At 59.7% G+C, this 14,789-nt stretch carries 18 protein-coding genes; 5 read left to right on the top strand and 13 right to left on the bottom strand.

Annotation, left to right across the window (positions count from 1 at the left end; all coding sequences use genetic code 11):
• The first annotated feature begins 36 nt into the window (after positions 1–36).
• Positions 37–999, top strand: a complete 963-nt coding sequence (gene trxB / locus ACYZTK_RS11110) for a thioredoxin-disulfide reductase (protein WP_462014478.1) — start codon at positions 37–39, stop codon at positions 997–999.
• Between the two features lie 185 nt (positions 1,000–1,184).
• On the opposite strand, the gene ACYZTK_RS11105 is transcribed toward trxB, so the two are convergent.
• The 11 genes from ACYZTK_RS11105 to ACYZTK_RS11055 all read right to left on the bottom strand — a co-directional run bounded on the left by ACYZTK_RS11105 (position 1,185) and on the right by ACYZTK_RS11055 (position 9,990).
• Positions 1,185–2,468, bottom strand: a complete 1,284-nt coding sequence (locus ACYZTK_RS11105; protein WP_462014477.1) for an NAD(P)/FAD-dependent oxidoreductase — start codon at positions 2,466–2,468, stop codon at positions 1,185–1,187.
• 156 nt (positions 2,469–2,624) lie between these two features.
• Positions 2,625–3,458 (bottom strand): transporter substrate-binding domain-containing protein, encoded by an 834-nt coding sequence (locus tag ACYZTK_RS11100; RefSeq protein ID WP_462014476.1) that lies wholly within the window; start codon positions 3,456–3,458, stop codon positions 2,625–2,627.
• A 45-nt stretch (positions 3,459–3,503) separates the two neighbouring features.
• Entirely contained in the window at positions 3,504–4,232 is a 729-nt protein-coding gene (locus ACYZTK_RS11095; RefSeq protein ID WP_462014891.1) for an amino acid ABC transporter ATP-binding protein, read from the bottom strand.
• A gap of 65 nt (positions 4,233–4,297) precedes the next feature.
• Complete coding sequence (locus ACYZTK_RS11090; protein WP_462014475.1) at positions 4,298–5,272, bottom strand: amino acid ABC transporter permease; 975 nt, start codon at positions 5,270–5,272, stop codon at positions 4,298–4,300.
• Between the two features lie 128 nt (positions 5,273–5,400).
• Positions 5,401–6,651, bottom strand: a complete 1,251-nt coding sequence (locus tag ACYZTK_RS11085) for a 2-aminoadipate transaminase (RefSeq protein WP_462014474.1) — start codon at positions 6,649–6,651, stop codon at positions 5,401–5,403.
• A gap of 212 nt (positions 6,652–6,863) precedes the next feature.
• A complete protein-coding gene (locus ACYZTK_RS11080; protein WP_462014473.1) occupies positions 6,864–7,202 on the bottom strand; it encodes a HopJ type III effector protein in 339 nt (112 codons plus the stop codon).
• Entirely contained in the window at positions 7,195–7,491 is a 297-nt protein-coding gene (locus ACYZTK_RS11075) for a DUF1244 domain-containing protein (RefSeq protein WP_462014472.1), read from the bottom strand. The genes ACYZTK_RS11080 and ACYZTK_RS11075 overlap by 8 nt, the downstream gene beginning before the upstream one ends.
• Before the next feature lie 77 nt (positions 7,492–7,568).
• Entirely contained in the window at positions 7,569–7,955 is a 387-nt protein-coding gene (gene folX, locus ACYZTK_RS11070) for a dihydroneopterin triphosphate 2'-epimerase (RefSeq protein WP_462014471.1), read from the bottom strand.
• 2 nt (positions 7,956–7,957) lie between these two features.
• On the bottom strand, positions 7,958–8,533 hold the full coding sequence (folE, locus tag ACYZTK_RS11065; protein WP_462014470.1) for a GTP cyclohydrolase I FolE: 576 nt from the start codon (positions 8,531–8,533) through the stop codon (positions 7,958–7,960).
• Positions 8,534–8,554: 21 nt separating this feature from the next.
• Complete coding sequence (folM, locus tag ACYZTK_RS11060) at positions 8,555–9,265, bottom strand: dihydromonapterin reductase (protein ID WP_462014469.1); 711 nt, start codon at positions 9,263–9,265, stop codon at positions 8,555–8,557.
• A 155-nt stretch (positions 9,266–9,420) separates the two neighbouring features.
• Positions 9,421–9,990, bottom strand: a complete 570-nt coding sequence (locus ACYZTK_RS11055; protein ID WP_462014468.1) for an antibiotic biosynthesis monooxygenase — start codon at positions 9,988–9,990, stop codon at positions 9,421–9,423.
• A 212-nt stretch (positions 9,991–10,202) separates the two neighbouring features.
• Between ACYZTK_RS11055 and ACYZTK_RS11050 the strand changes: the two genes are divergently transcribed.
• On the top strand, positions 10,203–11,162 hold the full coding sequence (locus ACYZTK_RS11050; protein WP_462014467.1) for a MerR family transcriptional regulator: 960 nt from the start codon (positions 10,203–10,205) through the stop codon (positions 11,160–11,162).
• 17 nt (positions 11,163–11,179) lie between these two features.
• Here the strand turns inward: ACYZTK_RS11050 and ACYZTK_RS11045 are convergent, their stop codons facing one another.
• The gene (locus tag ACYZTK_RS11045) at positions 11,180–11,785 is read right to left on the bottom strand and encodes a hypothetical protein (protein ID WP_462014466.1); all 606 of its coding nucleotides are present in this window, start codon (positions 11,783–11,785) and stop codon (positions 11,180–11,182) included.
• 66 nt (positions 11,786–11,851) lie between these two features.
• A complete protein-coding gene (locus ACYZTK_RS11040; RefSeq protein WP_462014465.1) occupies positions 11,852–12,316 on the bottom strand; it encodes a PAS domain-containing protein in 465 nt (154 codons plus the stop codon).
• A 103-nt stretch (positions 12,317–12,419) separates the two neighbouring features.
• On the opposite strand from ACYZTK_RS11040, the gene ACYZTK_RS11035 reads away from it, so the two are divergent.
• The 3 genes from ACYZTK_RS11035 to ACYZTK_RS11025 all read left to right on the top strand — a co-directional run bounded on the left by ACYZTK_RS11035 (position 12,420) and on the right by ACYZTK_RS11025 (position 14,662).
• A complete protein-coding gene (locus tag ACYZTK_RS11035) occupies positions 12,420–12,875 on the top strand; it encodes a flavodoxin (protein ID WP_462014464.1) in 456 nt (151 codons plus the stop codon).
• 102 nt (positions 12,876–12,977) lie between these two features.
• Positions 12,978–13,760, top strand: coding sequence for a class II aldolase/adducin family protein (locus ACYZTK_RS11030; RefSeq protein ID WP_462014463.1), 783 nt, complete (start codon positions 12,978–12,980; stop codon positions 13,758–13,760).
• Entirely contained in the window at positions 13,760–14,662 is a 903-nt protein-coding gene (locus ACYZTK_RS11025; RefSeq protein WP_462014462.1) for an alpha/beta fold hydrolase, read from the top strand. The genes ACYZTK_RS11030 and ACYZTK_RS11025 overlap by 1 nt, the downstream gene beginning before the upstream one ends.
• Positions 14,663–14,789: the final 127 nt, after the last annotated feature.

Raw genomic sequence — 14,789 nt, 5'->3', positions numbered from 1 at the left:
CGCGCCAGTTTTTCGGCCGGTCAACAGGAGCAGGTCATGTCTGAAGTCCGTCATTCGCGAGTGATTATTCTCGGTTCCGGCCCTGCCGGTTACAGCGCCGCGGTCTATGCCGCCCGTGCCAACCTCAAGCCGTTGCTGATCACCGGCATGCAGGCTGGCGGTCAACTGACCACCACCACTGAAGTCGACAACTGGCCGGGCGACGTCCACGGCCTGACCGGCCCGGCGTTGATGGAGCGCATGAAAGAGCACGCCGAGCGCTTTGAGACCGAGATCGTCTTCGATCACATCAATGCCGTCGACTTCGCTTCCAAGCCCTACAGCCTGACCGGCGACAGCGGTACCTATACCTGCGATGCCCTGATCATCGCCACCGGCGCCAGCGCTCGTTACCTGGGCCTGCCGTCGGAAGAAGCGTTCATGGGCAAAGGCGTTTCGGCCTGCGCCACCTGCGACGGTTTCTTCTACCGCAACAAGCCTGTGGCTGTGGTCGGTGGTGGTAACACTGCAGTGGAAGAAGCGCTGTACCTGGCCAACATCGCCAGCACTGTGACCCTGATTCACCGTCGTGAAACCTTCCGCGCCGAGAAGATCCTGATCGACAAGCTGAACGCCCGCGTTGCCGAAGGCAAGATCGTGCTGAAGTTGAATTCGACCCTGGACGAAGTATTGGGCGACAAGATGGGCGTGACCGGTGCGCGACTGAAGAACAACGACGGCAGCTTCGACGAGCTGACAGTCGATGGCGTGTTCATCGCCATCGGCCACACGCCGAACACTTCGTTGTTCGAAGGCCAGCTGACGCTGAAAGACGGCTACCTGGTAATCCAGGGCGGCCGTGAAGGCAACGCTACTGCCACCAACCTTGAAGGTATCTTCGCGGCTGGCGACGTGGCCGACCACGTCTACCGCCAGGCCATCACCTCCGCCGGCGCCGGCTGCATGGCGGCACTGGATGCCGAGCGCTACCTGGACGACCTGCAGAACGCGAAGTTCTGAGATCGATGAAATGAAAAAACCGGCTTCGGCCGGTTTTTTTGTGGGTGCCTGTCAGACTCCCTGACCACTGTAGGAGCGAGCCTGCTCGCGATGGACGTATCGGCGACGCGGGCATTCAGGAAACCCGCGTCATCGTTGACGTCCATCGCGAGCACGCTCGCTCCCACAGGGGGCGGGTTGTTCCTCTAGCCCTTGATTCGTTCCTGGACGAAATCCATCACCTTCAACGACTGATAGATCGCATTCGCCGCCACCCGGCCGAATGGCCCGCCATTCCAGTCCAGCAAGTACGGTTTGAACAACTCATACCGCCGGCTTTCCCCGCACACTGCTTCGGCAATCACCCGGCCGCCAATCGACCCGGTATTCAGCCCGTGGCCACCAAATGAAGTGCAGGCCCACACCCCCGGATCCAGCTGACCCAGGTTGGGCATCTTGTTGGTCGAATAGCCCATCAGGCCGGACCACGCCAATTCAATTTTCACCGAGGCCAGCTGCGGATAAACCGAGACCATGTCCGCCTTGAGCATGGCCGCCAGGGCTTTTTCATTCTGTTCATTGCGCGTGGTAATGCGCCCGCCCCACAGCAGACGATCGCCTTCAACCACCCGGTAATAATCCGAGGCGCGACGGTCGTCGGAGAATGCAGCGCCGGAGTCGAGGACGGATTTGATCGAGTCACCCAGATGCTCGGTCAGCACCACATAGGTGGCGATCGGCAAATAGGCGCGGCTGAGCTTCTGCAGCTCTGGGCCACCGTAGCCACCCGCGCAAAAAACCAGGTCCCGGCAGCGCACACTGCCGCGACCGGTCTTGATTACTTTGTCAGCGCCTTCATGGTGCCAGGCGAGCATTTTCGATTGCTCGTAGATCTTGCCACCAGCCGCTTCAATCGCCAGGGCCAGGCCCAGGCAGTAGTTGAGCGGGTGGAAATGCATGGCCTTCGGGTCTTCGACGCCCTGGAAATAGCGCTGGGTGTGGGCGCGCTCGCGGACTTGGGCGGTGTCGAGGTAATTGAGCTCGTAGCCGAAGTCGCGGCGCATTGTTTCGATGTGAGCCTTCACACCAGCGCCGTCGTCGTAGCGCTTGACCCGGATGGTGCCGGCAGATGGCGCGCACCCTTCGAGCCCGAGCTTGGCGATGTTGTCGCGAACGACCTGCACACCTTCGACCGACATCTGGAACAGCTCCCTGGCCTGATCCAGCCCGAGCTTCTTGCGAATCGCGCCCGAGCCTTCCGCCCAGCCGGGCGAGACCACGCCGCCGTTGCGCCCGGAAGCGCCCCAGGCGACCTGATGGGCTTCGAGCAGGACCACGCGCTTGCCGCGTCGGGTCAGTTCCAAAGCAGCGGTGAGCCCGGCGATGCCGGCGCCAATGATGCAGACGTCGCAGCTTTCATCGCCATTCAATTGGGCCCTGGCCGCGCGGGGCAGCGAGGTTTGGGAGTACCAGGTGTTGGGGAAGGACATGGTCGATCCTTGAGAAATTATTGACCGCACACACACACACACACACACAACCCTGTGGGAGCGGGCTTGCCCGCGAAAGCGGTGTGTCAGTCAACATCATCGGTGGCTGATACACCGCTTTCGCGGGCAAGCCCGCTCCCACAGGTGAATTGGTGCTTACTTCACAGTCGAATAGTCGACGCCATACCACTTGGTCGACAACTTCGTCAGCGTGCCGTCCTTGTGCATCTCTTCGATGATGGTACCGAGCTTGGCCTTCAGCTCTGGATCACCCTTGTCCGTAGCAACGGCCAGCGGTTCATAGAACGCCACTACGTTATCCACCGCACGCAGCGGATAACCTTTTTTCACCGCCGCATCCAGCGTACTGCGCTGGGTGAGGATCGCATCCAGGCGAGCGCCATCGCCCAGGCGCAGATCGTCCAGTGGCCCGACCGAACCGGCATAGGTCTTCATTTTTTCAGTCTTGACGTCATACACAACAGGCGGCACGTCGGTGGTTTCGATGGCCAGTGCCTGGTTGAGGAAGTCCTCGGAGGTGGTCCCACCTTCGACGCCGATGGTCTTGCCATTCAGCGCCTTGTGGTCAGTGACCGTGGACTTGTCGTGCACGGCAAACACGTACGGAACGTAGTAGTAGGTCCCCGGGAAATCGAGGATCCGCGCGCGGCTCTTGGTCGCGGTCATCGAGCCCACGGACATGTCCCAGCGCCCGTTCCACTTGCCGGCGGTGATGACATCCCAGTCGGGAGTGATGAACTTGACCTCGACGCCCAGGCGCTTGGCGATCTCTTTCGAGACATCGATATCGAAGCCGTCAATTTCGTTCTTGTCGTTGATGAACCCCTGGGGTGGCCAGGTTGCCGAAGTGGCAACGGTCATCGTCTTGCTGCTCTGGATCTTGTCCAGCACAGCACCGGCATTGGCGGCGCCAACGAACAACAGCGACATTGCGGCGGCGAGGGTGAGTACGCGTTTACTTCTGACCATGTCCATCTCCATGTCTCGTTATTGTTAGAAAGGGCAAAGCGGTCTTCAGTGACCGATAATCTGCGACAGGAATTTCTGCGCGCGTTCGGTCTGTGGGTTGTTGAAAAATTCCGCCGGAGTCGCCTGTTCGATCACCTGCCCCTGGTCCATGAACAACACGCGGTCGGCGACCTTGCTGGCAAAACCCATCTCGTGGGTCACGCAGATCATGGTCATGCCGTCGGTGGCCAGTTCGCCCATCACATCCAGCACCTCATGGACCATCTCCGGGTCGAGGGCCGAAGTCGGCTCATCGAACAGCATCACCTTGGGGTTCATGCACAGTGCCCGGGCAATCGCCACGCGCTGCTGCTGGCCGCCGGACAATTGCGACGGGTACTTGTCGGCATGCTCGGCAATGCGCACCCGTTCCAGGTACACCTGGGCGCGCTTTTTTGCTTCGGTGGAGGACACGCCTTGCACCAGTTGCGGGGCCAGGGTCAGGTTGTCCATCACGCTCAGGTGCGGGAACAGATTGAAGCTCTGGAACACCATGCCGATTTCACTGCGCACGGCGCTGACACTTTCCGCCTCGCTGGTGAGCACGATGCCGTTGACCTTGATCTGGCCTTTCTGGAAATTTTCCAGATGGTTGATGCAGCGAATCATCGTCGACTTGCCCGAGCCTGACGGCCCGCACACTACAAGAATTTCGCCCTCGGCGACGTTCAGGTCAACATCGCGCAGTGCGTGGAAATTGCCGTACCACTTGTTCAGGCCGGTGATGGAAATCATCGAGGGATTGCCTGACGCTACGGGGGCCAGGTCGAGACGTTCTGCGGTATTGGTTCGAGCCATCATCAACCCCTTGCCGTGGATCGGTTGACCCGTTTTTCGATTCGCGCCTGCACCCGCTCGAGGATGAACGACAGCGCCCAGTAGATCATCGCGGCGGTGATCAGCATTTCCAGGTGGCGGAAGTCCGCGCGGCCCTGGGTCTTGGCCAGGTACATCAACTCCCACACGCCGATGACCGAGACCAGGGAGCTGTCCTTGAGCATGGCGATGAACTGGTTGCCCGTGGGCGGGATAATCACGCGCAGGGCCTGGGGCATGATGACCCGGCTCAGGGTCTTGAACGGGCTGATGTTCAGGGCCCGGGAAGCTTCCCACTGGCCCACCGGAATGCTCTGGATGCCGGCGCGGAAAATTTCCGTCATGTACGCGCCGTAGCACAGCGACAGGGCGAGGATGCCCGCCGGAACTGCGTCGACCACATAACCGAGCTGCGGCAGGCCGAGGTAGATCAGGTAGATCTGGATCAGCAGCGGCACCCCGCGGAAGAACGAGGTGTAGAACGAGGCGAGGGCGTTGGCCAGGCCGTTGTTCGACAGCTTGGCCACCGCACCGATCAGCGCCAGGACAAAGGCAATCACGATTGCCACCGCCGAGATATACAGCGTGGTGGCGGCACCCTGGATGACCAGGAAGCCGACCTTGTCGAGGATGAAGCTGTAGGACAGGTTGAAGGTGTCGAAGAACGCGAGGAACAGGATTAGCAGTTCGATCCACACCACGGTGGTCTGCACCTTGAACTTGAGGCGCCCGAGGACGTGAAAATTCAGGGTGCCCAGCACGGCGATGGCCAGGCCGATGGCGATGTTGCGGGCGGTCAGACTGTCGGGAGCATTGCCCAGCAGAGGATGCAGGAAGTTGCTGATAGCGCTGTTGCCCAGGTTCATCAGGTAGGCGCCGAGGAATAACACCACGGCTACACCGAGCAGGAATTGCGGATCGTTGGACTTCTTCTTATAAATTATATTGTCGTGATACATGCATGCCTCGGCGTCTAAATGGTGATGATCTCGCTACATGAATGGGTCTTCAGTGAGTATTGCGACGCAAAATCAGGGACTGCAAGCGACCATAATTCGCTACGTCAGTCCCTGAGCTCATTTTGCTATCAGGTGAGTTTCGCCAGGCAGGCCTCGAGGATGTCCAGGCCTTCCTCCAGAACAGCAGCCTCGGTGGTCAACGGCGCCAGCAACCGAATGATGTGGCGCGATTTGCCGCTGGGCATCAGCAGCAAGCCGGCGTCGCGGGCGAGGGCCAGCAACTGGGTCAGCTGCGCCGGGGCCGGTGTGCCGTCGGGTTGGGTCAATTCAATGCCGCGCATCGCGCCAACGCCGGTCAAGCGCCCCAGGAAAGGCGACAGCTGGTTGGCGCGCCAGGACTGATAACGGCTGACAATGGCCTCTTCCTGCTGCGCACCCCAGTTGTGCAGTTGGGGGTCGGTCATTTCATCGAGGGTCGCCAGCGCCGCAGCGCAGGCGATAGGGTTGCCGGAATAGGTGCCGCCCAGTCCGCCCTTGGGCAGAACGTCGAGCAGCGCCTTGCGCCCGACCACCGCCCCCAGCGGCAAACCTCCGGCAATGCTTTTGCCCAGCAGGATCAGGTCCGGCTCGATGCCCAGGCGAGAAAACGCGAAGCGCTGGCCGGTGCGACCAAAGCCCGACTGGATTTCGTCGGCAATCAGCACGATGCCTTTCTCGTCGCACAAATGCCGCAGCGCCTGGGCGAACTGCGGGTCCATGGCGAGGAAACCGGCTTCGCCCTGCACCGGTTCGAAGATGACGCAGGCGACGTCCTCGAAGTCGATTTCCACGCTGAACAGGCGATCCATGGCTTTCAGGGCTTCAGCGCAGGTCACGCCGTTGTCCGGGCTGGGGAAGGGCATGTGATACACCGGGCCGGGCAGCACGCCGACTTTTTGTTTGTAGGGCGCGACCTTGCCATTGAGGTTGAGGGTGGCCAGGGTGCGGCCATGAAAAGCGCCGTCGAAAGCAATTACCGCGCTGCGGCCGGTGGCGCCGCGCACGATCTTCAAGGCATTTTCCGCGGCTTCCGCGCCGCTGTTGGTGAGCATGCCGCTGACCGGGTAGTCCACCGGAATGAACGCGCTCAGGCGCGCCATCAGGTCGATGTACGGCTGATGCTGGGCGGCGTTGAAGGCGTAATGGGTCAGGCGCGTGGCCTGCTCGCGAATGGCCTCGACGATGCGCGGATGGCAATGGCCGAGGTTCAGCACGCCGATGCCGCCGACGAAGTCGATGTAGCGCTTGCCATCGGTGTCCCAGACCTCGGCGTTTTTGCCGTGACTGAGGGTGACTGGGTGAACCACGTTGATCGAACGGCTGATGGTTTCGCTGCTCATGGGTGACCGACTCTGAAGAAGGGATGCTTCTTTTTATCTAAGCCGTGAGCGGTGGTGGCGGGCAAACGAAATAAAGTCGCCGGGTCAATCTTAAAAGTCGGGATGTGTGGTTTTTAACGTCAAAAGATCGCAGCCTTCGGCAGCTCCTACAGGCAAACGCATTCCACCGTAGGAGCTGCCGCAGGCTGCGATCTTTTGATTTTGATTTTATGTCAGCGGCGAGAAAGCGGTGGCTCAGAGAACTCCACACCCGCCAATCCATGAACAATCAACGCCCGAATATTGCCATGGTCACTGCCCTCAGGCGTCGCCACCACCGAACGATAATGCTCACCAAACGCCAACAGCGCCTCTTCATCGCTCAAACCTTCAAGCAGCGCCAGGCCCAGGGTCTTGCACGAACCTTCGTTCTGCCCGGCTGCGTTTTCCACGCCGCCATTAGTGAACGCCTGAGGCTGATAGTCGTAGCCGGCGGCGATGAAAGCGAGGGTGTCGGCAAACAGATGCTCGCTGCTCTTGAGGCTGGCGCGCAGGGTGTTCAAATCACTCATTGGGTTTTCCTTTGGCAAACGCCGCTTGTTGTTCGGCGCTGGCTTCTTGCTGATATTGGGCTTTCCACTCGGCATACGGCATGCCGTACACGACTTCGCGGGCATCATCCAGGCTGACGTCGATCTGGCGGTCGTCGGCCGCAGCCTTGTACCACTTGGACAGGCAGTTACGGCAGAACCCGGACAGGTTCATCAAGTCGATGTTCTGCACGTCCTTGCGGCTGTCAAGGTGAGCCACCAGCCGGCGAAAGGCGGCGGCTTCGAGTTCAAGGCGTTGTTGATCGGTCATGGGGGATTCTCTGCGAGACAGCTTCGAGCGGTAAGCTTCAAGCTGCAAGATGGTTTGCGCTAGCTTACCGCTTGAAGCTACAAGCTTGAAGCCTGGCGACTCGCCGCGAGCGTGATCGATACCGATTCGGCGAAGCGCAGCGCGTGGGGCTTGTCGACTTCGACCTCGGCGTACAGCACCGACTCATTGAGCATGACCAGGTCAAGTATCTCCTGGGTCAGGCGTTCGAGCAGGGCGAAGCGATTGCCTTCCACGTGAGCGATGATCGCCTTGGTGATGGTGCGGTAGTTCAGCGCGTGATCGATATCATTGTCGCGCACCGCTTCCTGGGCCGCATACAGGATCGTCAGGTTGATCAGCACGTCCTGCTTGTTGAGGATCTCGTCCTCGTTGATTCCGATAAAGGTGCGCAAACACAGGTCCTTGACCCGGATGCGTGCCATTCCTGGCTGAAGTTGTGGCATTGCTACTTGCTCCGTCCAATCAATTGCAGGAACTCCTGGCGGGTATTGCTCGACTCGCGAAAGGCGCCGAGCATCACCGAAGTATTCATGGTCGAATTCTGTTTCTCGACGCCGCGCATCATCATGCACATGTGCCGGGCTTCGATCACCACCGCGACTCCGGCGGCGCCGGTCACGTCCTGTATCGCGTCGGCAATCTGGCGGGTGAGGTTTTCCTGGATCTGCAGGCGGCGGGCGAACATGTCCACCAGCCGCGCGATCTTCGACAGCCCCAGCACCTTGCCGGTCGGAATATAAGCCACATGGGCCTTGCCGATGAAGGGCAGCAGGTGATGTTCGCACAACGAGTACAGCTCGATGTCGGCGACGATGATCATCTCGTCGGTGTCCGAGGAGAACAGCGCACCGTTGACGATCTCCTCGACACTCTGCTCGTAGCCATGGCAGAGGTACTGCATGGCCTTGGCGGCGCGTGCCGGAGTATCGAGCAGACCCTCGCGGTCGGGATTTTCACCGATGCCGACGAGGATCTCGCGATAGCTCTGGGACAGCGCCTTCTGGGGTAGCGTTAACGTCATGGGACATCCTCGCGGGGCGGCTTATTTGACGTGCCGTCCGCCGTTGACGGTCAGGGTCGTGCCGGTGACATAGGGATTGTCGAGCAAATAGCGCAGGCTTTGATAGACAACTTCGCTGCCAGGTTCGATCCCCAGCGCGGACTTGGCCAGGGCCTTGGCGCGGTACGCCGCGTCGTCGTCAGGGTTGAACAGTAGCAGGGCGGGCGCAATGCCGTTCACCTTGATTGCCGGGGCGTACCTGGCCGCGAACGACAGCGTCAGACTATCGAGCCCGGCCTTGCTGGCGCAATAGCCGATATGCCGGCTGCTGCCCTTGCGTGTCACGTCGTCGCTGATGTGCACGATATCGGCCGGGCTGCAGCGTTTGAGCAGGTCGGCGCAGTGCAGGTTGATCAGGTAGGGCGCCAGCATGTGCACGTTGAACATGCGAGTGAAGGCAGCCGCGTCGGTGTCCGGTGTTTCGGCCAGCCACTCGGAGGCGTTATGCACGATCGCCCGCAGGCTGCTGGTTAGGCTTTTCAGCTGGTCGATGAACGCGAGGATCCCGGCTTCGCTGGAGAAGTCGGCGAACACCGCCGTCGCCCCGAGCTCACGCAGGGCCTGCACTCCAGGGCGTTCGCTGCGATAGCTGAAGATGACCGGATGGCCATCCTCAAGCAAGCGCTGCGCACAATGCAGCCCGACCCGCTGGCCGGCACCGGTGATGAGGATTGGGGCTGCGCAAGAGGTCATGTCGGGCTCGCTTTGCGATGAGAGCAAAACTATACCAGCGACGGGATGGATCTACCTCTAAACCTCTAAACCTCTAAACCTCTAAACCTCTAAAACCCATGAAATCTATGAAACCTGTGGGAGCAAAGCTTGCTCGCGACGGCCTCCACTCAATCTCAATGATTCTGCGCCGAAGCCTTCACCGCCAACCGCCGCGCAGAATCACCACTCAGCCACCCCGCCAGCATCCGCGTCGACAGCGGAATAAAGAAATAAACCATCAACGGCGTCAGGCACAGCGTGCTGATCATCACCCGCGGCAACAGACTCATCTCGCCGAGCAATGGCCCCAGCACAAAATTAAACAGCAGCGACACCGGGAAAAATGCCAACCAGATCGCCACTGCCTGCTTCCAGCGCGGCGGTCGGGCACCTGTGGCACCAAACCACCCTTCAATCCCGCTGACCCGATGCTCCTTGGGATGGGCGAACAAATCACTGCCACGCGCCAGCCAGGCCGTACGTGAGGCCGAGTGTTCCCAGGCGTGCATGGTCTGCTCGTCGGCGAAGCGGAAAATAATCTGGAATTCGTTATCGCCAGGTGGTGGAGCGAGCACGCCGGAGCCGAGGTAACCCGTGAAGTCGGTCGCCAGCTGTTCGCCTTCGCGCAGCCAATCCATCAAGTCCTGGTAGCGCCCATCGGCGACTCGACGCGCAACCATCAGCGTGACGGGGGAAGTAGACATTGTGTATCTCCGTAAGACAAATGCCTCGCTCCGGATAGGAGTTCGGCCAGGCGCTGCACCGGGGTGATGGGCTGCGCTTTGAGACAAGCAAGGATTATTCCTGATTCTGAATATTACGCCAGTGTCTTTGGTCGCTCATCAATGGCTTGAATAGTCAGGGGGCAGGAGAGGTAAGATGAGATCCGTTGCATACATGGACGTGGGACCGCGAAATGCCTGTATTGACTGATATTGCCCAAGAAGCCCTGCAGGAGCGCTCCCTGCAGCGTGAAGATCTGTTCCCGATCCGCGAAGTGTCGCGCCTGACCGGGATCAATCCGGTGACACTTCGAGCCTGGGAGCGCCGTTATGGCCTGATTCAACCCACGCGCACCGAAAGTGGGCATCGGCTGTACTCCATGACCGATATCGAAAAGGTCCGGAGCATTCTTGGCTGGATCGAGCGCGGCGTTGCGGTGAGCAAGGTCGGCAAGATCCTGGCGAAAGCCGAGCCGCTCCAGGCGCTGGCCAAAATCATCCCCGATGAACTGGTGCTGGCTGACTACGCGCAATGGCAGCATCAGATGCAGTCGGCAGTCACCGGTTTTGACGAGCTGCAGCTGGAGCAAATCTACGGGCAGATTTTTTCCAGTTATCCGCTGTCGGTGGTCTTTCAGGACATCCTGATGCCACTGTGGAACCGCCTGCTACAACGCCGTGAAGCATTCGGGCAAATCAGCGAGTGGTTGTTCCTCGACGGATTCCTGCGGTCCCGAGTATTGCAGCGCATGCTGCTGGTGCGGGTGATGCAACCGCGACGGGTGATTGTCTGCGGCCTGGGCGATCAAGTCCGTGAACTCGAGGTGCTGGTCACGGCGCTGTACCTCAGCCATGTCGACTCGGCTATTCAATTGCTGGCGATCGGTCAACCCTTCGACGAGCTCACGTTGATTTGCGAACGGCTCAAACCCCAGGCGCTGGTCCTGGTGTCCAATCACGCGCCAGCTGCCGACTTGCCCAAACGTTTGAATCGTCTGGCCATGAGCCTGGATTGTCGTTTGTTTCTGGCCGGCGACGCGTCCGACCTGTCACAGGAGAGCCTGGCCGAGTCTTCGATCGGGTGTCTTGGCGGGGAGGGCGTGGTGATGCGTCAGCGCCTGAAGCAATTTCTGGCGGGCACGCTTGATACCTAGAGCCCCTGATACCTGAATCAGAGGTGCAGGGCGGGGTGGGTCAGGCGGTGTTGCTGGAGGATGAACTGACGCAGGCGCTCGGTTTCGTCCTTGTCGCTCTGACTCAGTTGATAGGCATAAAAACCGCTTTCGGTTTCTTTCTCGAACGTGCCGCGCAAGGCGATTCGTTCGTAGCCCGACGGGCTGAACCACAAGGCAAAATGTTTCGGCGGTTTGGTCTTGTTGCGCACTTCCAGCAGCACACCTTTGAACGACACTTCATGCACCCACAGGGTGCCAGGCTGGCCGTTGGCATTTTCCAGAGCCACTGGCTCTTCGAGTACCAGGCGCCACGGCCGGACCATGGGCCCGTCTTCATAAATGCTGGGCACGCCCAGACGCAGATGCAGCGCATGAAACTCGTCTTCCACCAGGTGCAGCGGAAAGGTCATTTGCTGATTTTCGAAATTGGCCTGGATGGTCACCTGTTCATGCGCTGCCAGGCGCGTGAGCAAATCACGGATCTGCGAGCCACCGTTGACGAGCAGGCTCGACGTCGCATCCCGCATGTTCAGCTGCGGGTTATGTTGCATGGTCTGGATGAAATCCAGCTCATCCTGAGTCAGGAGCGCGTCGCGTTGCATGATCTACTCGAAAGAAATAGTTACAAAGTCATCGGTGATTGTAGTTAATGACAATTAATTCGCTTTTTAGTTTTGACCGTTCGTCGCTTTGAGTGCTGCGAGCTCGGCCTGGACTTCAGCCAGTTGCGCCTCTAATTGGGCAACTCGCTGCTGCGCCTTGACCTGGACGCTGACATCTTTCTGCACTCCGATGAAATAAGTGATGCCGTCGCTCTCGTTTTTTACCGTGGAAAGCGACAGCTCGTTCCAGAACGGCGTGCCGTCCTTGCGGTAATTGCGCAGGACCTCCCGGCAAGAGCCATCATTCCTCAAGGCATCGCGAATGTGCGTCAGTGCCTCCTGGTCGCGGTCGCCGGCCTGCAGGAAGCGGCAATCCTGATACAGGACGTCTTCGCTGGAATAACCCGTCAGGCGTTCGAATGCCGGGTTCACATAAATCAGAATGTTGTCCTGCTCGCCTTCTTTTTCGGCAATCACGATGCCGTCGTTGGAGGCGTTGATAACCAGTTGCAGCAGCTGGGCGTTAATCATTGAAGAATCCTTTCCTGTTTGATGGTCTGTGCCATTCTAAAGAAACCATCGTGGTGCTGCTGTTAATATCCGGCGATATTTACTCAGCATCAGGATCAGATTGATGAAAGTCGCCATTTTTTCCGGTTCGGTCTACGGTTCGGCCGAAGAAGTCGCTCGTCACGCGGCAAAGATTTTGAACGCCGCAGGCTTCGAAGCCTGGCACAACCCGAGGGCAACGCTTGCAGATGTCCAGGCTTTTGGCCCAGAAGCATTGCTCGCCGTGACCTCCACCACCGGCATGGGTGAACTGCCAGACAACCTGCAGCCACTGTATTTCGCTATACGCGATCAACTGCCTGCAGCCTGGCGCGGTCTGCCGGGTGCCGTGATCGGCCTGGGCGACGCGAGCTACGGCGACACCTTCTGCGGCGGCGGTGAGCTGATGCGTGAATTGTTCGGCGAGCTGGGTGTTCGCGAAGTGCTACCAATGCTGCGCCTGGACGCCAGCGAAAGCGTCACCCCGGAAACCGATGCTGAGCCTTGGCTTGCGGAACTGGTAGGCGCTTTGCGCAACTGACTCGCTCGGCCATCAAGCTGGCTGCCAATGCAACTACGCGAATCCCGGGGGCTGACTAGACTGCTGACACGTGCAAAACAATAAGAACAGGAGTTCCTTGTCGTGAGCGTAGCCCCCGTCTCGTCACCCCCCAACGTCAAAGATCAGGTCAGCGCTGCCGAGTGGCAGGCCCGCGTCGATCTGGCAGCCTGCTATCGCTTGGTGGCCCAGCATGGCTGGGACGATCTGATCTTCACCCATATTTCCGCCAAGGTGCCCGGCACCGAAGACTTCCTGATCAACCCGTTCGGGCTGATGTTCCACGAAATCACAGCGTCGAGCCTGGTCAAAGTTGACCAAGCCGGTAACAAGCTGATGGACACCCCGTACGAGATCAATCCTGCGGGCTACACCATCCACAGCGCCGTACACGAAGTGCGTCACGATGTGGTTTGCGTGTTGCATACCCATACTGCATCCGGCGTTGCGGTCTCGGCCCAGAAACAGGGGATCCTGCCGATCAGCCAGCAGTCGTTGTTTGTGCTTTCGAGCCTGGCTTACCACGCCTACGAAGGAGTCGCGCTCAACCACGAAGAGAAGGCGCGCCTGCAAGCCGACCTCGGCGACAGCAACTTCCTGATGCTGCACAACCACGGCCTGCTAACCTGCGGCGGCACCATAGCCGACACTTTCCTGATGATGTTCACCTTCCCGCGCGCCTGCGATATCCAGGTGCTGGCGCAAAACGGTGGTGCCGAGCTGATCGCCATCGAGCCGCAGATTTTGGCCGGGGCCAAGGCGATGATCGCCGGTGTCACCAAAAGTGCTCAAGGGATGGGTGGTGCCCTGGCCTGGCCAGCGTTGCTGCGCAAACTCGATCAACTTGACCCGGGTTATAAACTCTAATGCCACTCGCCGAGATTCCCCTGTGTGTCTGGCGCAAGCGCGGCCAGACGTTTGAATTCCGTGGCCAGGCAATCCGTTACTGGACGGCCGGGCAGGGTGAGCCATTACTGCTGATCCATGGTTTCCCGACCGCCAGCTGGGACTGGCATTTTCTGTGGCAGCCGCTGGCCCAGCGCTATCGGGTGATAGCCTGCGACATGCTCGGGTTCGGCGATACCGCCAAGCCGCGCCAACATGAATACAGCCTGCTGGAGCAAGCCGATTTGCAGCAGGCCCTGCTCGCGCATCTGCAGGTCGAAGAGCCGGTTCATGTCCTCGCCCACGATTACGGCGACAGCGTGGCCCAGGAATTATTGGCCCGGCACCACGAGACGCGGCTTGAGCTGGCCAGCTGCGTGTTTCTCAACGGCGGCCTGTTTCCCGAAACCCATCGCCCGATACTTATGCAGAAACTCCTGCTTAGTCCATTGGGCTGGATGATCGGCCGGGCCTTCACCCGTGACGCACTGGTGAAGAGTTTCCGACAGGTGTTCGGCCCGCAGAGTCGTCCCAGCGAGAGCGAGATGGATGACTTTTGGAGCCTGGTCGAGAGCAATCACGGGCCGCGGATCATGCACAAATTGATCGGCTACATCCCCGAGCGACGAGTGCAGCGTTATCGCTGGGTCGGGGCGATGCAGCGCAATGAGGTGCCGATGCGGGTGATCGATGGCGAGGCCGATCCGATCTCCGGTGGGCATATGGTTGCGCGTTATCGGCAGCTGATTGCCAATCCCGACACGGTGTTGTTGCCTGGCATTGGACACTATCCGCAGATTGAGGCGCCTGTACAGGTGCTGAAGCATTACCTGGAATTTCGCGAAAACTGCATGCTACCGCCGCGCAAGGTAGCGTGCTCGTAGGCTCCATTCCCTGTGGGAGCCTGGCTTGCCAGCAATGGCGGCCTGACGTTCACCACTGCAATCGCTGGCCGAATCCTACGACTTTGCGTCCGCAGGAGCTCCCGAAAGCTGCCCGTTCCTTGTGGGA

The organism is Pseudomonas sp. LB3P31 (assembly GCF_054897945.1).
Note: the sequence above shows the minus strand (reverse complement) of the source record. Positions and strands in the feature narration are given on the sequence as shown.